Here is a 17,108-nt window from a genome sequence, read left to right as displayed (position 1 = left end):
CGATGGGCCGGCCGGGCCTCAGGCCTCGAAGACCGGCGCGCCCCAGCCGCCCCACACGTAGATGCAGAAGAACAGGAACAGCCAGACGACGTCGACGAAGTGCCAGTACCAGGCGGCCGCCTCGAAGCCGAAATGCTTCTGCGGCGTGAACTGGCCCAGCGACGCCCGGACGAGGCAGACGATCAGGAAGATCGTGCCGATCATCACGTGGAAGCCGTGGAAGCCCGTCGCCATGAAGAAGGTCGAGCCGTAGATCGAACCGGAGAAGGCGAAGGGGGCGTGGGCGTATTCGAAATACTGGACGTAGGAGAAGATGATGCCGAGCACGATGGTCAGTGCGAGGCCGATCTTCAGGCTCTTGCGGTCGTTGTGCAGCAGCGCGTGATGCGCCCAGGTGACCGTGGTGCCCGAGAGAAGCAGGGTGATCGTGTTGAACAGCGGCAGGTGCAGCGGATCGAGGACCTCGATGCCGACCGGCGGCCACTGGCCGCCGAGCACCTGGACGCGCTCGGCCTGGACGGCCTCGTTGGGGAACAGGCTGGCGTCGAAGAAAGCCCAGAACCAGGCGACGAAGAACATCACCTCGGAGGCGATGAACATGATCATGCCGTAGCGCAGATGCATCGACACGACGGGGGTATGGGCGCCTTCTTGGCCCTCCTTCACCGTGTCCGACCACCAGGCGAACATCACATAGAGAACGATCGCCAGACCGAGCAGGAAGAGCCAGGGCGTCGCGAGGTTGAGCCCGAAGACATCGAATTCCAGACCGCCATGCCAGCGCATCAGACCGACGGCGCCGAACAGCATGATCATCGCGCCGAGCGAGCCGATGAACGGCCACGGGCTCGGATCGATGATGTGATAGTCGTGTTTCTTGACGTGCGCGTCCGCCATGGCTCTCCCCGGTCCTTCCCTCGCAGAGCGGCGCGGCAACCCTCGCCGCCGAACCGCTCCCACCAACCCTCTCGCATGACGGCATCAAAGGTCAGCGACCTTTCGCCGTCACATGCCGTGCCCGCCCCGTCTTACCATCACCACGCCGGCGGACTCCAGCATTCTCGTCGCCGCGGCCGGAGCGAAATGCCGCTCCGCCCGATCGGCCCATTCCTCAGCTGTCCTTGCCCTTCGTCTTGCCGGCATTCGGCTCGGCCACGACCGGCGCCGGATCGTCGACCGGGAAGAAGGTGTAGGACAGAGTGATCGCCTGCAGGCTCTTCAGCTCTTCGGTGTCGGCCATCTCAGGGTCGACATAGAAGATGATCGGCATCTCGGCCGTCTCGCCGGGCTGCAGGGTCTGGCTGGAAAAGCAGAAGCAGGCGATCTTGTTGAAGTAGAGCCCCGCCGCCTCGGGCGTCACGTTGAACAGCGCCTGTCCGGTGATCGGCCGGTCGGAATTATTCACGACGTGATAGCTGACATCCGTCTTGGCGCCGAGATGGACCCGCACCTCGCGCTGGTTCGGCCGGAAGGTCCAGGGCAGGCCCTCGGCGACATTGCCGTCGAAGCGCACCGTCACCTGCTTGTCGCTGACCGCCGTCGGCGCCGCCTCGGCGCGCTGGGTGGTGCCGCCATAGCCGGTGACCTGGCAGAACAACGTATAGAGCGGCACCGAGGCGAAGGCCGCGCCGAGCATGCCGGCCGCAAAGGCGGCGCAGGCGATCGGGACGGCGAGGCTGCGAAAGCGCGATCGCTCGCTCCGGGGGGCGGGGTTCTGGTCGTCGCTCATGAGGCCATCTTCGCCACCGTGACGAGATAGAAGATCACCACCAGCGCGACGAGAACGACGCCGATGGCGATCGAGCGGTTTCGCTGCGCCCGCTTTTCGCTCTCCGTCAGCCTGATCCTGTCCTCCCGCTCCACGATCATCCCCCGATCGTCATGGTGATCGCCGCATCGACGAGGAGCATGGCGAAGAGGCCGAAGAGATAGAGGATCGAGAAGCCGAAGAGCTTCTTGGCAGGGATCATCTTCTCGTCGCCGTCCGCCATCTTCAGGACGACGAAGGCATGGCGCAGGAAGTTCAGCCCGAGAAGGGTCGAGACGACACCATAGGCGGGGCCGGCATAGCCGAAGAGGAAGGGCGCGACGCCGATCGGCGCGAGCACCAGCGAATAGGCGAAGATCTGGATCCGCGTCGCCCGTTCGCCGGCGACATTCGGCAGCATCGGCACGCCCGCCGAGCCGTAATCGCGGAGCTTGAACAGGGCCAGCGCCCAGAAATGCGGCGGGGTCCAGAGGAAGATGATCAGGAAGAGAATGGTCGATTCGACCGACAGGCCGCCCGTCGCCGCGGCGTAGCCGACCATCGGCGGGAAGGCGCCAGCGGCGCCGCCGATGACGATGTTCTGCGGCGTGAAACGCTTCAGGCCGATCGTGTAGATGACGGCGTAGAAGAAGATGGTGAAGGCGAGGAAGCCGGCGGCGAACCAGTTGGAGGCGAGGCCGAGCAGGCAGACCGAGAGCAGGGAAAGCGCGAGCCCGAAGGCAAGCGCCGTCTCGCCGGTGACCCGGCCGGTCGGCACCGGACGCCTGGCCGTGCGGGTCATCATCGCATCGATGTCGGCGTCATACCACATGTTGAGGGCGCCGGCGGCCCCCGCGCCGATGGCGATCGCCAGGATCGAGATCGCCGCCAGCATCGGATGCATGTGGACCGGCGCGACGACGAGGCCGGTCACCGCCGTCAGGATGACCAGCGACATCACCCGCGGCTTCAGGAGCTCGATGAAGTCCCTCGGCTCGGAGAGGCTGATGGCCTCGCGCGGCGCGATGGGAGCCTGTGCGTCGACTAGCGTCAATTCAAGAACCTCGATCGTCTCTCTGCGGTAGGCCGGCCAGTCGTCTCACGATGACAGTGCATCACGGCCAAAGCCCCGCCCGAATCGCCCGACATGAAACGGGCTTTGCCGGCCCGGCTTCCGGCCGGCCTGCCAGGCCGTGACGCGGCCTCGCAAGTCCGGCCATTCCCGGGTCCCGGGTATGGATCCGGCCGCCGGAGCCTCCTAGCACGACGCGCGCCCGACAGCGAGCGCGCCCCGACTTTCGTGGCCGCCGGTCAGCGGATTGCCCTCAGCGGATCCGCGGCAGTTCTTCCCACTGGTGGTAGGGCGGCGGCGAAGGCAGCTGCCATTCCAGCGTCGTCGCACCCTCGCCCCACGGGTTGGCGCCGGCCACCCGCTTCGCCGAGAAGGCCTCCCAGACGCCATAGAGGAAGACCAGGACGGCGACGCCGGAGATGTAGGAGCCCATCGAGGAGACGAAGTTCCAGCCGGCGAAGGCGTCGGGATAGTCGACATAGCGACGGGGCATGCCGGCGGCGCCGAGGAAGTGCTGCGGGAAGAAGATGATGTTGACGCCGATGAAGGTCATCCAGAAGTGAATCTGACCGACCCGCTCGTTGTACATGTAGCCCGTCATCTTCGGGAACCAGTAGTACCAGGCGGCGAAGATCGCGAAGACGGCACCCAGCGACAAGACGTAGTGGAAGTGGGCGACGACGTAATAGGTGTCGTGCAGCACCCGGTCCATGCCGGCATTGGCGAGCTTGACGCCGGTGACGCCGCCGACGGTGAACAGGAAGATGAAGCCCACCGCCCAGAGCATCGGCACCCGGAAGGAGATCGAGCCGCCCCACATGGTGGCGATCCAGGAGAAGATCTTGATGCCAGTCGGCACCGCGATCACCATCGTCGCGAAGACGAAGTAGCGCTGGGTGTTGAGCGACAGGCCGGTCGTATACATGTGGTGGGCCCACACGACGAAGCCGACGACGCCGATCGCCACCATGGCATAGGCCATGCCGAGATAGCCGAAGACCGGCTTCTTGGAGAAGGTCGAGATGATGTGGCTGATGATGCCGAAGGCCGGCAGGATCAGGATGTAGACCTCCGGGTGGCCGAAGAACCAGAACAGGTGCTGGAACAGGATCGGGTCACCGCCGCCGGCCGGCGAGAAGAAGGTCGTGCCGAAGTTGCGGTCGGTCAGGAGCATGGTGATCGCGCCGGCGAGCACCGGCAGCGACAGGAGCAGCAGGAACGCCGTCACCAGCACCGACCAGGCAAAGAGCGGCATCTTGTGCAGCGTCATGCCCGGGGCACGCATGTTGAGGATGGTGGTGATGAAGTTGATCGCGCCGAGGATCGACGAGGCACCGGCGATGTGCAGCGCGAAGATCGCCAGATCGACGGCCGGGCCGGGATGGCCCGAGGTCGACAGCGGCGGATACATCGTCCAGCCGGTGCCGGCGCCGTTGGAGCCCGGCGCGCCCTCGACGAACATCGACAGGAGCAGCAGCGGGAAGGCGGCGGCGAGCAGCCAGAAGGAGATGTTGTTCAGCCGCGGAAAGGCCATGTCCGGCGCACCGATCATGATCGGCACCATCCAGTTGGCGAAGCCGCCGATCAGCGCCGGCATCACCATGAAGAAGATCATGATCAGGCCGTGGCCGGTGGTGAAGACGTTGTAGACCTGCGGATCGCCGAAGATCTGGAGACCCGGCTCCTGCAGCTCCATGCGCATCGCGACGGACAGGGCGCCGCCGAAGACGCCGGCACAGATCGCGAAGATCAGATAGAGCGTTCCGATGTCCTTGTGGTTGGTCGAATAGACCCAGCGCGTCCAGCCATGCGGCTTGTGGTCGTCGTGGGCCTCGTGGGCGGCACCATATGCCATGATCGTTTCCCTCTAACCCGGTAAAATCAGCGCGACGCGACTTTGGCGCCGGTCTTGGCGGCGATCGCGGCGGTCAGCTGTTCGTTGGCGCCGTCGATGTCGCTTCCGGCAGTCTTGTACCAGTTGGCGAACTCGTCCTTGGAGACGACGCGCAGCGCGATCGGCATGTTGGCGTGGTTGGTGCCGCAGAGCTCGGAGCACTGGCCGTAGAAGATGCCCTCGCGGTTCGCCTCGAACCAGTATTCGTTGAGCCGGCCCGGCACGGCGTCGACCTTCACGCCCATCGAAGGAAGGGCGAAGGAATGGATCACGTCGCCGGAGGTCGACAGGACGCGGATCACCGTATCGACCGGCACGACCAGCTCGTAGTCGACGGCAAGCAGCCGGGGATACTGGGCCGGGTCGCCCTTGGCGGCGGCAGCGGCTTCCTGGTCCTCGAAGCTGTCGGTGAGCTGGGCGACCGGATTGGAATCGAACGACACCGGCTCGGCCTCTGCCTGCGGAGAATTGCCGCTCGGCTGGTATTCGTAGCCCCAGTACCACTGGTAGCCGGTGGCCTTGATGGTCAGTTCTGGCTCGCTCGGCGGATTGTACTGGGCGGTGAGCAGCTGGAAGGACGGCACCGCCAGGAACAACAGGATGATCACCGGCGCCAGCGTCCAGATCACCTCGATGGTGGTGTTGTGGCTGGTGCGCGAGGCCTTGGTGTTGCTCTTCTCGTTGAAGCGGTAGGCGCACCAGGCGAGCAGCGCCGCAACGAGGATGGTGATCGGTATGATGAAGGCGAGCGTGTAATTGCTGAACCAGTGGATCTGCGCCTCGATCGGCGACAGCGCCTCCTGCAGGGTGATCTGCCAGTCATGCGGCTGGCCCGGCAGCGTCTCGGCCGCCATGGCGACACCCGCCGACGAGAGCAAAGCCGCCGCGGCAATGGTCGATCGTCTCACTCGCATGTTCTCCCTCACACGCACGCCGGAACCCGAATGCAGCGTCCCAAACTCCGCCGGCAAGCGGCGCAGTTCCAGCGTAGAATCTTCCCAAACTCCGGTAACCCCCAAGCTTCAAACCACGAAACCCGCCCGGCCGCAACTCCATATCGGGCCGCCCGGCTTGCGGCATAAACGCAATCCGCGATGCCGCCCTGTGGCCCCCGCAATGGCAAGGCGGGCGCCAAGCGCCTTCAACTTAAGGGTCGCAAAGCCTCGCCGGGGCTTCCGGTCGCGCGGCGGGCGTCGTAAGTTCGCCGCGCCGGATGCTGCGATGCATCCGCCGGCCCTCGCCTTTGGCATCTCTGTCGTCGAGGGTGCGCCCATGCAACTGATTCGGATGTCGAAATGAACCAAGCGCCGAGATCGCTCGCCATCGCCGTTTCGATCGCGGCCGCCATCGCCGCCAGCCTCGCTTCCGCCGTTCCCGCCGCTGCGCAGGCCGGCGCCACCGGCACGGTGAAGTCGCGGCACGGCGCCTGGGCGGTGGTCTGCGACCATCCCGCCGGCGCCAGCGACGAGCAGTGCGCCCTCCTCCAGAACGTCGTCTCCGACCAGCGGCCGGAGCTGAGCCTCTCGGTGGTGGCGCTGAGGACCGCCGACGGCAAGTCCCGCATCCTGCGGGTGCTGGCGCCGCTCGGGGTGCTTCTGCCGCTGCCGGACTACGGGCTCGGGCTGATCATCGACGGAAAGAGCGTCGGCCGCACCCAGTTCACCCGCTGCTTCTCCGACGGCTGCTATGCCGAGGTGCCGCTGGACGACAGCCTGTTGAACCTCCTGTCGACCGGCAAGGAGGCGGTGTTCACCTTCTTCCAGTCGGCCGAGCCGAATGGCGGCATCGGCATCTCCGTCGACCTCAAGGGTTTCAAGGACGGCTTCACCGCGCTGGCCCCGAAGAAGGAATAGCGCGATATACCCTCGGCTTGCGCCGGCTCCCATGCGGCTTTTGCGCCGGCCTTCGGCGGCGGTGATTGGCATCGCGGCCTGGCAGGGCCTATCTTGCGGGAAGAGGATCCGCCGGGCTCTGCAGCATCGGCCCGGAGACCGGAAGCGGTTTTCGGACAGCACGGTGCGGAGGCCCTGCGCGGATCGAATGATTTGACGCGCCTCGGCGCATCCCGCCGGACGCAGTGCTCTCCAGCCCGCCGCCATGACCATGCCGCGCCTGCGGCGAGAAAGACGACCTGATGACCATCTCCCTTCTCGAACGCTTCGATCTCTCCCGCGAAGACGTCGAGGCCGTGCTTGCCGAGACGCTGGCCGGGGCCGACGACGGCGAACTCTTCCTCGAATATCGCGAATCGGAATCCCTCGTCTTCGACAATGGCCGGCTGAAATCCGGCAACTTCTCGATCGACCAGGGTTTCGGCATGCGGGCGGTCGCCGGCGAGGCGGTCGGCTATGCCCATGCCGGCGACTTTTCGGCCGCGGCGCTGAAGCGTGCCGCCGACGCCGTCGCCGCGGTGAAGACCGGCCATTCCGGCACGATCGCCGAGCCGCCGGCCGGAACCAACCGCAAGCTCTATGGCGACGAGAACCCGATCCCGGCGCCGGGCTTCGAGGCCAAGGTGAAGCTCTTGCAGGAGATCGACGCCTATCTGCGGGCCAAGGGCGACGACGTGCGCCAGGTTTCCGCGACGCTCGGGGCCACCTGGCAGACGGTCGAGATCCTGCGGGCCGACGGCCGGCTGGTGAAGGACATCCGGCCGCTGGTGAGGATCAACGTCTCGGTGGTCTGCGGCAAGGGCGATCGCCAGGAGAGCGGCTCCCACGGCGCCGGCGGGCGCCGGGGCTTCGGCGAGTTCCTCGCCGAGGGTTCCTGGCGACACATCGCCGACGAGGCGCTGCGCCAGGCCCGGGTCAATCTCGAGGCGGTGCCGGCGCCGGCCGGCAGCTTCGACATCGTGCTCGGCGCCGGCTGGCCGGGGGTGATGCTGCACGAGGCGGTCGGCCATGGCCTCGAGGGCGACTTCAACCGCAAGAGGACCTCCGCCTTCGCCGGGCTGATGGGCCAGCAGGTGGCCGCCAAGGGCGTGACCGTCGTCGACGACGGCACGATTGCCGAGCGCCGCGGCTCGCTGACCATCGACGACGAGGGCACGCCGACCAACAAGACCGTGCTGATCGAGGACGGCAAGCTCGTCGGCTACATGCAGGATCGGCAGAACGCCCGTCTGATGGGCATGGCCGCCACCGGCAACGGCCGCCGCCAGTCCTACGCCCATGTGCCGATGCCGCGCATGACCAACACGATGATGCTGGAAGGCCCGTATGGCTCGCAGGAGATCATCGCTTCGGTGAAGGACGGCATCTACGCCGTCTCCTTCGGCGGCGGCCAGGTCGACATCACCAGCGGCAAATTCGTCTTCGGCTGCACCGAGGCCTACCGCATCCGCGATGGCAAGGTCGCCGAGCCGCTGAAGGGCGCCATGCTGATCGGCAACGGCCCGGAGGCGATGCACCGCGTCTCCATGGTCGGCAACGACGTCGCCCTCGACACCGGCATCGGCATGTGCGGCAAGCAGGGCCAGGGCGTTCCCGTCGGCGTCGGCCAGCCGCATCTCAGGATGAACCAGGTGACGGTCGGCGGCACGGAAGCGGCGTGATCCGCTCGCCAAGCTTCACATCCTTGGCGGCGGCCGCCTAGCGCGCAGTGCGTCCGAATGGACGCACGAAGGCCGGGCTATTTGTTTGATTCGACGCATCGTGCTTTCCGAAAATCGATCCCGATTTTCGGGCCGATGCTTTAGCGCCTCTCCAGGCCGACGATCCCGGCCGACAGCGCGATATGGGTAAGCTGCGCGTCGGTCGGAGCGGAGAGCTTGGCGCGGATGCGGTAGTGGTTGTTCTGCACGGTCTTGAGGCTGAGGCACAGAGCCTCGGCGATCGCCTCGTCGGTATGGCCGAGGGCGATGAGCCGCAGGATCTCGGTCTCGCGCGGGCTGAGATCGGACAAGGGCGCCCGCGCCGCGTCGATCCTGTCGCCGGCGAGCGCCAGGGCGATGTCCGGGCTGAGGGCCCTTCCCCCGGCATCGACGGTTTCGAGCGCGTGCAGGAGGTCGCCGGGCTCGCTGCTCTTCGTCACATAGCCCGCCGCCCCTGCCTCGAAGGCCTTCAGCGCATAGGCGGGGTTCTGGTGCATGGTGAAGACGAGGAGCTTTGCCGCCGGATCGAACTGGCGGATGTGGCGGATCGCATCGAGGCCGCCCGGTCCCGGCAGGGACAGATCGACGACGGCGAGATCCGGCTCGTGGGTCCGGTAGAGCCGATAGGCCTGCGCCGCCGTATCCGCCTCGGCGACCACCTGGAACCGGCCGCGGCTCTCGATCAGCCGTCGATACCCCTCGCGCACCACCGGATGATCGTCGACCAGCAACACGGTACTCACGCCGCCGCCTCCCGGCCGGTGGCCTCCAGCGGCACCGTCGCGGCAAGCCGGGTGCCGGCGGAGCTGCTGTCGATGACGAGCCGGCCGTTCATTGCGCCGACACGCTCCCGGATGCCGATGAGGCCGCTGCCGCCCTGCTGGAAGCCTGCAGCCTCGCCGCCGATCCCGTCGTCGGCAACGACGATCTCCAGCACCGGCCGGCTGCCGGGCGCGGCGATGCCGAGCGCGACCCGCACATGCCGGGCGTCGGCATGGCGCGCGGCATTGGTCAGGCCCTCCTGGACGATCCGATAGGCCGTGGTCGCCACCTCGGCCGGAAGATCGTCGACGGCGGGCGACGCCTGGAGTTCGAAGACCGTGCGGCCGAACAGCCCGGCATTCCAGTCGCGGACGAGGGATGCCAGCGACGCGCCGAGGCCAAGTTCGGCAAGGTCGGGCGGCCTCAGCGTCGAAAAGGCGCTGCGCAGCGACATCATCATGCGCTGGTTGATGCGCCCGAGCGTCCGCGCGTCGCTGGCGATGCGAGGACGATCGCTGCCCGCCTCGCCCTCGATCGAAGCGGCGATGGCACCAGCCGCCGTCAGGCATTGGCCGAACTCGTCGTGAAGATCCCGGGCGAGCCGCCGGCGTTCGTCCTCCTGGACCGCGAACAACCGTTTCATCAGCGCCTTGCGTGCCTCGAGCGAGGTGTGGAGCTGGGAGGCGAGGTCGTCGATGGCGCCGGCGATGCGGTCGAATTCGGCGATCCCGGACCGCGGCAGCCGGCCGCCGGTCTCTCCCGCCTCGATCCGCCGCAGGCCCGACACCAGCGTCGCGACGGGCGCCAGCGTCCGCGTCGCGGCCAAGGCCGAGAGAAGCGCGATCGCGCCGGCAAGCCCCGCGCAGAGGCCGCTGGCGATGCGCACCTGCTGCCAGATCCGCGTCGTCGCGGCGACCGGATCGATGGTCGTCCTCAGCCGGTAGTCGGTGCCGTCATAAATCGGAACGGCCTTTTCGATGGGTGCGAATCCGCCGATCGTCGCCCGGAGCAGGACGCGGAACCAGTCTGGCGCCACCCGGCCGTAGACGTTCCAGCCGGCACACAGCCGCCGCTCGGAAAGGCCGGCGGCCTCGCGCGACACGACGACGCATGTTCCGGGCGCCATGACCAGGACGATCTCGATGGCGTTGTCCATCATCAGCGCCGGGGCGGGCGTACCGCTGCCGAGCCGGTGCATGCGCTCCAGCTGGTAGGAGACGCGCGCCTCGGTCGCGGCGAGATCGTTGGAGATCTGGGCCCGCGTATCTGCGACGATCCACCCGACGGCGACGAAGAACGCCGCCGTCGCCACCAGGATCAGGCGGCAGACGAGCTTGGCCTTGAGGCTCACGACGCGGCACCTCCTCTTCGCAGCCGGCGGCACCCATTGGCAACGAGCTTTGCCGGCACCGCAAGGTCTCTCCACGGTGATCGGGCAACTTGCCCGTCCGGGAAAGGGCGTTTTGCCGTTTACCTTTGGCGGCCCGGTCGTGATAATCCCGTCCAGTCGCGTGAGGGTCCGGCACCGCCCGTCGCGCGGCGATGGGAGGAACATGGTGGACCGTCCACTTGCCGAGGCCGAGGCGCCGACCGCACCGGGTGACCGTCGATTGACAGGAGCTGCGCCGTTGCAGCCTGCCGCGCCGCTCGCCAGCCTGCGGAGAAGCGTCGAGGCCGGGCTGATCGGCCGATCGAGCCTTGTCGAACGTCTGCTGATCGCGCTTCTGACCGGCGGCCATCTGCTCGTCGAGGGCCCGCCGGGCCTCGCCAAGACCCGCGCCGTCAAGCTGCTCGCCGGCGGCCTCGAAGCCTCCTTCTCGCGCATCCAGTGCACGCCGGACCTGATGCCGGCCGACCTGACAGGCACGCAGGTGTTCCGGCCGGAGGCGGGACGCTTCGAATTCGTCGAGGGGCCGGTGTTCCACTCGCTCGTCCTCGTCGACGAGATCAATCGCGCGCCGCCGAAGGTACAGTCGGCGCTGCTCGAGGCGATGGCGGAAGCGCAGGTCACCGCCGGCGGCGTCACCTACGCCCTGCCGCAACCCTTCATGGTGGTCGCCACCCAGAACTCGATCGAGCACGAGGGCACGTTTCCGCTTCCCGAGGCGCAGCTCGACCGCTTTCTCATGCATGTCCTCGTCGATCTGCCCGACGCGGCCGCCGAGCTCGAGATCCTCGGCCTCGTCGAGCGCGAGACGGCCGGCGAGGCGCCCGCCCGGCCGACGCCGGTCACCACCGAGGCGATCCTCTCGGCCCGCCGCGCCGCGGCCGCGATCCACCTCGCGCCGGCGCTGAAGGACTATATCGTCCGCCTCGTCATGGCAACGCGGCGGAGCGGCGCGATGCCGGACCTCGAAAGCCAGATCGAGCATGCCGTCTCGCCGCGCGGATCGCTGGCGCTCGCCGCCGCGGCCCGTGCCCGCGCCTTTCTCGCCGGCCGCGACTATGCCGTGCCGGAGGACGTCTCGGAGCTCGCGCCGGACATCCTCGCCCATCGTGTCATCCCGACATGGCGGGCAAGCGCCGAGGGGGTGACCGGCCGCAGCCTGGTCGAGCGTCTGGTCTCCCGCGTCGAGCCGCTGTGATGCTGGCGCCATTTGCCGAGGCCGAGGACGAGGCCGTGCGGGTCGACGCTGCGCGGCTCTTCGCCATGCGCCACATCGTCCGGCACGTTCCCGAACGCTCCCTCGCGCCGACCAGCCGGCCCGGCGGCTTTGCCGGCAAGCGGCGGGGCAACGGCCTCGAAATCGTCGACGTGCGGCTGTTTTCGCAAGGCGACGACATCCGCCATGTCGATGCAGCGGCGACGGCCCGCACCGCCAAGACCCATGTGCGCACCTTTCGCGACGAGCGCGACCGGGCGGCGCTGCTGATCGCCGATTTCCGCGCCCCGATGCTGTTCGGGACGCGGGTGCGGCTGCGCTCGGTCGCCGCCGCCGGTGCGCTGGCGCTCGCCGGCTGGCGCGTCGTCGAGGCGGGCGGGCGCGTCGGCCTCTTGGCCGCGGCGGGCGGCGAGACGCAGTTCCTGCCGCCGAAGCCCCGCGAGCGGGCGATGGCCGGCATCGCCGGTGCGCTGGAAAGCGCCCACGCCGCCGCGGCGGAGACCCTCGCCGCAGGGCGGCATCCCAGCGAGCCGAGCCTTGCCGAGCTTCTCGAGGAGGCCGTGGCACGCGCCATGCCGGGGACGGCGCTGCTCATCGCCACCGGGCTCGACCGGCAGAGAGAGGATTTCGAGCGTCTCGCCGGGGCGGCCTGCCGGCGCTATGCCATCACCGTCCTGCATGTCCGCGACCGCTTCGAGACCGCCCCCAGGGAAGGCGCCTATCCCTACCGGCTGGTCGGCGAGGCCGGCGCCGGGCCGATGGGCTGGGCTTTCGTCAGGCGGGAGCAGACGACGCCCGCGCCGACCAGCGCTGCCGACCGGAATGTCGAGCGCCTCGCCGCAGCGGGCGTTCCGGTGCGGCCGGTCGCCAGCGACGGCACCTGGGAGACGATCGCGGCGAGCCTGGAGGGGATCGATGGGCGCCGATCCTGACCTGATCGCAAAGCTCCGGCCGGTGCGCCTGCCGCCGGGCTTCACCGCCTTCGACTGGCATGGCGGGCTGGCGATCTTCGCCCTGGCGCTCGTCGCCGGTCTCGCACTCGCCGTCCTGCTGCGGGCGTTCACCGTCCCGCGTCTGTCGGAACGTTCCCTTGCCGCGAGGCAGCTCGATGCGGCCCGCCGCCTTGCCCCGGAAGCGCGTCTCCTCTCCCAGTCGCAGCTCGTCGCCGCGCTGGAACGCAGTGTGCGGACCAAAGGCCGGCACGGCGAAAGGGCCGGCCGGCAGCTCGCCGAAATCCGGGCGCGGATCGATGCCGAGCTCTATCGGCCGACCCCCCGCCTCGATGCCGACGGGCTCGATGCGGCGATCCTCGAAGCCTTGCCGGGCCGGGGGCGGCGATGATCGGTTTCGCTTCGCCGCTGGCCTTTCTCCTCCTGCCGCTGCCGCTTCTCGCCATGCGGCTCCTGCCCGGGCGCGAGGCGGTGACCGGCGCGCTCCTCATTCCCGAAAGCATCGGCCGCGGCCTGGCGGAGGGTGCGCGGGACGGCCTTCACGTGCGGATCCGCCGGGCCGTGCCGATCCTCCTCTGGCTGGCGCTCGTCGTCGCGCTGGCCGGCCCGCAGCGGCTGGAGCCGGTGGAGGCTCTGCCGGTATCCGGCCGCGACATGGTGCTGGCGATCGACCTGTCCGGCTCGATGGAGCAGGAGGACTTCACCCTCGACGGCCGCACGGTGTCGCGGCTCGAGGCGGTGAAGGCGGTCGGCAAGCGCTTCGTCGCCGGCCGTGCCGGCGACCGGGTCGGCCTCGTGCTGTTTGCCGAAAACGCCTATGTCGCCGCACCGCTGACCTTCGACGTCGCCGCCGTCTCGCGGGCGATCGACGAGGTGACGATCGGCATTTCCGGCCGCTCGACCGCCATTGCCGGCGGCCTCGGCGTCGCGCTGAAGCGGCTGGAAAAGGGCGATGCCCGCTCGCGGGTGGTGATACTCCTCTCCGACGGCGCCGACACCTCGGGCAATGTCCTGCCGGCCGATGTCGCCAGGCTCGCAAAGCGCCTCGGCATCACCGTCTACACCATCGCGCTCGGGCCCGAGGACCGCGAGACCCGGCCGAACGACCCCGACGCCGTCGACACGGCGACGCTGAAGATGATCGCCGAAACCAGCGGCGGCCGCAGCTTCCGGGTGAAAAGCACCGGCGACCTTGCCACCGTCACCGCCGCCATCGACGGCCTCGAGGCGAGCGGCCTAGACCGTCCGCCGGCAACGATCCGGCGCGACTACTGGATCTGGCCGGCGCTCGCCGCGCTCGGCTGCGCGGTGTTCCTCGTCGTCAGCCGCAGGGCGCTGTGATGGCGGAGGTCGGCTCTCTCGTGCTGCTCCGCCCGCTCTGGCTCGCCGCCCTGCCGGCGATCGCGCTTCTCGCGGCCGTGGCGCTCCGCCGGGCGCGCGGGCTCGGCGCCTGGGAACAGGCGATCGACCCGGCGCTGATGCGGGCGATGGCGCGCTTCGGCCGGGTCGTCCCCGGCAAGGGCCGCCGGCTGCTGGTGCCGGTCGCCGTCGCCGCGGCGATCGCGCTGGCTCTTTCGGGGCCGGCGCGGCGGATAGCCGATCCCGAGACCTTCCGCAATCTCGACGGCATCGTCGTCGCCATCGACCTGTCGCGCTCGATCGTCGAGGGCGACGGCCTTGCCGATGCCCAGGCGGCCGCGCAACTCGTCCTGCAGCGGGCAGCCGGCCGGCCGGTGGCGATGATCCTCTATGCCGGCGAGGCCTATGTGGCGAGCGCCTTCACCTCCGATGCCGCCGCCCTCTCGCCGCTGATCGCCGTTCTCGGCGGCGACGTCGTCCCCAATCCCGGCAGCCGCACCGACCGGGCACTGGCGCTGGCGAGCCGCGTCTTTGGCGAGGCGGGGGTCCTGAAGGGCGACATCGTCCTCGTCACCGACGGCGACAATCTCTCGCCGGAGGCCTTTGCCGAAGCCGGCGACCTCGCCGGCCGGGGCATTCACGTCAACGCCTATCTGGTGCGCCCGACCGCCAAGAACGGCGACCTGCCGCCGCCGGACGAGGCCGGGCTGCAGCGCCTTGCGGAGGCGGGCGACGGCAGCTTCGGCGAGGCGCGCGACCCGGTGCCGCTAGCAGAGACGGTCGGACGACGCGCCGCGAGCGATCTGGCCAAAGGCGACACCGCGGCGCTCTTCTTCGCCGATTTCGGCCGCTATCTCTTGCTTTTCGCGCTTGCGCCGGCGCTCCTCCTGTTCCGCAGGGCCCGCTGAGATGGCGAACATCCGCATTCTCCCCGTCGCCGTCCTCCTGCTCGCCGGGTTCTGCGCGATTGTCGCCGGCCCGGCGGCCTTCGGCAGGCTCGCTCTCGCCATCGGCCTGCCGCGCCTTGCCTTGCCGCTGCTCGATGCCCCTCATGCCCGGGGCGTCGCGCTCTATCAGGCCGGCGACTATGCCGGGGCGGACGCGGCCTTTGCGGGATCTGGCCGCCGCGCCACCTACGACCGCGGTCTGACGCTGGCCGCGACCGGCGACTATCCCCGCGCGCTCGCCTATTTCGAGGCCGTCCTCTTCGTCGATCCGGCCGATGCCGACGCCCGCTTCAACCGCGATCTCGTCAAGCAGAAGGTGCCGGACGTCATCGGCGAATCCAACGCCATCGACGGGGTCGCCGCCAATGCCAGGACAGAGGAGCCCTCGGCTGCCGCCCCGACCAGCCGCGACCTCATCCAGGCCAAGAGCGTGGCGATGCAGCTGAGCGCCCTCGACCCGCGGGTGAAGAGCATGAACGCCGCGACCGAGAGCTGGCTCGCGACACTGGAGGACGAGCCGGCGCTCTATCTGAAGCGCCGGATCAAGGCGGAATATCAGCGCCGCCAGGATCTCGGCCTCGCCAACCCGCCGGAGGACACCGCATGGTAGGCCGGATCATCGCCGCGCTCCTCTGGCTGGTCCTCGGGCTCGGCGCCGGTGCCCGGGCGGCCGCGCCGGACCTGACCCTCACCGCTACCATCGAGGCGGACAGTTCCGAGCCCTTTGTCGGCGAGATGGTGCTTATGACGCTGAAGGGCGACTATGCCGCCTTCATCACGTTGGAGCGCTTCGAGGCCGTCCAGCTGCCGAACTTCACCTGGCTGCAGCTCGGCCGTGACGTCTGGTCGAAGACCCGCAAGAACGGCCGCGAATACACCACCGTCGAGCGCAAGCTGGCGCTCTATCCGGAGCGGACCGGCAGGCTGACCATCGGCCCGTTCCGCCACCGGCTGACCCTCGACGACGGCAACGGCCACTGGAGCGAGACGACCGTCACCTCCAATGCGGTCAGCCTCACCGTCAGGCCAAAGCCGAAGACCAACGCCGGCTGGTGGCTCCCGGCGAAGGACGTCAGCATCGACGACCGCTGGGACATGGACCCGGCGCAGCTGGCCGACGGCGCCACCGCCACCCGCACGGTGACGATTACTGCCAAGGGCCAGACCGCCGCCGCCCTGCCGCCGCCGCCGAAGGTGATCGCGCCCTGGCTGATCGCCTTCATCGCGCCGGAGCAGCGCTCGACCAAGCTCACCCGCGACGGACCCGTCGGCAGCGTCCGCTGGCAATGGCGCATGCGGCTTTCGAAGGCCGAGCCGGGACGGCTGCCGGCCTACGACATTCCCTGGTTCGACACGACCAGCCGGCAGATGCGCGACGTGGTGCTGAAGTCGCAGCGCTTCGCCTATGCGACGGCGACGGCGCCCGAACAGGTCGATGCGCCGCGCACCAACCCCGCTGCCTGGCTGCTGCCGCTGGCCCTTGGCCTCGGCCTGCCGGTGGCGGCGACGCTGGTGGGCCGCCGGCCGCGGCCACCGGGCGAGATTCTGGCGAGGCTTCGTCAGGCATTGCCGGAGCGCGAGGCGCTGGCGATGCGGCTTGCCCGTCTGCGCGGCGACGCGCGGGCCTACCGGACTGCCGCAGCGCGGCGGCTGACGCGGCGCGGGCTTTCGCCGGAGCATCACCTGGCGACGCTCGACACCGCGCTGTTCAAGGCCGGCGAGCCGGCTGATCTCGCGGCGCTCGACCGGCAGCTGCGCCGGCTGTTGCGGCGACGGTGATGATTTCGCTGCGGGGAAGCGCGAGGCTCGGAGAGCTCGCGCGCCAGGTTGAGGGTTGTCGCGGCGGGACTCACCCCCCTCTGCCTGCCGGCATCTCCCCCTCAAGGGGGGAGATCGATCATCATTGGATGCCGCCGCCGAAATTCGGAGGCTTCCAAGACCTCAAAATCTCATCCTCCCAGATGCGGTGGACAGAAATCGCGCGCTAAAGGTATTGGAGTGCTATGCCGTCTGCGAAATAGCACGGCCCGCGATCCCGTCGATCTCCCCCCTTGCGGGCAGGTCTATCGCATATGGCGAATGAGATCGAAGAAGAAGCTTTCGTCCCATCCGGCCTTGAGGAGTTTTCGTCGCATGGGGGTCTTGTCGGGATGCAGTCTGGCGACGTTGAGGGCGAGGCGCC

General features: G+C 68.8%; 17 protein-coding genes. 9 read left to right on the top strand and 8 right to left on the bottom strand.

The window, feature by feature from the left end; all coding sequences use genetic code 11:
- Positions 1–18: 18 nt before the first annotated feature.
- From E3C22_RS23250 to coxB, 6 genes are all read right to left on the bottom strand, one after another.
- The gene (locus E3C22_RS23250) at positions 19–897 is read right to left on the bottom strand and encodes a cytochrome c oxidase subunit 3 (protein ID WP_134764278.1); all 879 of its coding nucleotides are present in this window, start codon (positions 895–897) and stop codon (positions 19–21) included.
- A 214-nt stretch (positions 898–1,111) separates the two neighbouring features.
- On the bottom strand, positions 1,112–1,729 hold the full coding sequence (locus tag E3C22_RS23245; RefSeq protein WP_134764277.1) for a cytochrome c oxidase assembly protein: 618 nt from the start codon (positions 1,727–1,729) through the stop codon (positions 1,112–1,114).
- On the bottom strand, positions 1,726–1,869 hold the full coding sequence (locus tag E3C22_RS24610) for a hypothetical protein (protein ID WP_167591884.1): 144 nt from the start codon (positions 1,867–1,869) through the stop codon (positions 1,726–1,728). The genes E3C22_RS23245 and E3C22_RS24610 overlap by 4 nt, the downstream gene beginning before the upstream one ends.
- A complete protein-coding gene (locus E3C22_RS23240) occupies positions 1,866–2,801 on the bottom strand; it encodes a heme o synthase (protein ID WP_134764276.1) in 936 nt (311 codons plus the stop codon). The genes E3C22_RS24610 and E3C22_RS23240 overlap by 4 nt, the downstream gene beginning before the upstream one ends.
- A gap of 271 nt (positions 2,802–3,072) precedes the next feature.
- Positions 3,073–4,674, bottom strand: coding sequence for a cytochrome c oxidase subunit I (gene ctaD / locus E3C22_RS23235; RefSeq protein ID WP_134764275.1), 1,602 nt, complete (start codon positions 4,672–4,674; stop codon positions 3,073–3,075).
- A 26-nt stretch (positions 4,675–4,700) separates the two neighbouring features.
- Positions 4,701–5,627, bottom strand: a complete 927-nt coding sequence (gene coxB, locus E3C22_RS23230; RefSeq protein ID WP_134764274.1) for a cytochrome c oxidase subunit II — start codon at positions 5,625–5,627, stop codon at positions 4,701–4,703.
- Positions 5,628–6,008: 381 nt separating this feature from the next.
- Here coxB and E3C22_RS23225 point away from each other — a divergent pair, with 381 nt between their 5' ends.
- Together E3C22_RS23225 and tldD are read left to right on the top strand one after the other, a co-directional pair.
- Positions 6,009–6,566, top strand: coding sequence for an invasion associated locus B family protein (locus E3C22_RS23225; RefSeq protein WP_134764273.1), 558 nt, complete (start codon positions 6,009–6,011; stop codon positions 6,564–6,566).
- 281 nt (positions 6,567–6,847) lie between these two features.
- Positions 6,848–8,266 (top strand): metalloprotease TldD, encoded by a 1,419-nt coding sequence (tldD, locus tag E3C22_RS23220; protein WP_134764272.1) that lies wholly within the window; start codon positions 6,848–6,850, stop codon positions 8,264–8,266.
- A gap of 140 nt (positions 8,267–8,406) precedes the next feature.
- Here tldD and E3C22_RS23215 read toward each other — a convergent pair whose 3' ends face one another.
- Complete coding sequence (locus E3C22_RS23215; RefSeq protein WP_134764271.1) at positions 8,407–9,048, bottom strand: response regulator; 642 nt, start codon at positions 9,046–9,048, stop codon at positions 8,407–8,409.
- Entirely contained in the window at positions 9,045–10,418 is a 1,374-nt protein-coding gene (locus E3C22_RS23210; RefSeq protein WP_167591883.1) for a HAMP domain-containing sensor histidine kinase, read from the bottom strand. The genes E3C22_RS23215 and E3C22_RS23210 overlap by 4 nt, the downstream gene beginning before the upstream one ends.
- Positions 10,419–10,620: 202 nt before the next feature.
- Between E3C22_RS23210 and E3C22_RS23205 the strand changes: the two genes are divergently transcribed.
- From E3C22_RS23205 to E3C22_RS23175, 7 genes are read left to right on the top strand one after another with little or no spacing between them, the layout of a single operon-like run.
- Positions 10,621–11,652 (top strand): AAA family ATPase, encoded by a 1,032-nt coding sequence (locus E3C22_RS23205; RefSeq protein ID WP_134764269.1) that lies wholly within the window; start codon positions 10,621–10,623, stop codon positions 11,650–11,652.
- The gene (locus tag E3C22_RS23200) at positions 11,652–12,602 is read left to right on the top strand and encodes a DUF58 domain-containing protein (protein ID WP_167591882.1); all 951 of its coding nucleotides are present in this window, start codon (positions 11,652–11,654) and stop codon (positions 12,600–12,602) included. Before E3C22_RS23205 ends, E3C22_RS23200 begins: the two co-directional genes overlap by 1 nt.
- Positions 12,586–13,011 carry a hypothetical protein gene (locus E3C22_RS23195; RefSeq protein WP_134764267.1) on the top strand — a complete coding sequence of 142 codons (426 nt, stop codon included), beginning with the start codon at positions 12,586–12,588 and terminating at the stop codon, positions 13,009–13,011. The genes E3C22_RS23200 and E3C22_RS23195 overlap by 17 nt, the downstream gene beginning before the upstream one ends.
- On the top strand, positions 13,008–13,961 hold the full coding sequence (locus tag E3C22_RS23190) for a VWA domain-containing protein (protein ID WP_134764266.1): 954 nt from the start codon (positions 13,008–13,010) through the stop codon (positions 13,959–13,961). The genes E3C22_RS23195 and E3C22_RS23190 overlap by 4 nt, the downstream gene beginning before the upstream one ends.
- Complete coding sequence (locus E3C22_RS23185; RefSeq protein ID WP_134764265.1) at positions 13,961–14,887, top strand: VWA domain-containing protein; 927 nt, start codon at positions 13,961–13,963, stop codon at positions 14,885–14,887. The genes E3C22_RS23190 and E3C22_RS23185 overlap by 1 nt, the downstream gene beginning before the upstream one ends.
- 1 nt (position 14,888) lies before the next feature.
- On the top strand, positions 14,889–15,536 hold the full coding sequence (locus E3C22_RS23180; protein ID WP_245515156.1) for a hypothetical protein: 648 nt from the start codon (positions 14,889–14,891) through the stop codon (positions 15,534–15,536).
- Positions 15,530–16,705, top strand: a complete 1,176-nt coding sequence (locus tag E3C22_RS23175) for a BatD family protein (protein ID WP_134764264.1) — start codon at positions 15,530–15,532, stop codon at positions 16,703–16,705. The genes E3C22_RS23180 and E3C22_RS23175 overlap by 7 nt, the downstream gene beginning before the upstream one ends.
- Positions 16,706–17,108 lie beyond the last annotated feature (403 nt).

Source organism: Jiella endophytica (assembly GCF_004519335.1).
GTDB lineage: Bacteria > Pseudomonadota > Alphaproteobacteria > Rhizobiales > Rhizobiaceae > Jiella > Jiella endophytica.
Note: the sequence above shows the minus strand (reverse complement) of the source record. Positions and strands in the feature narration are given on the sequence as shown.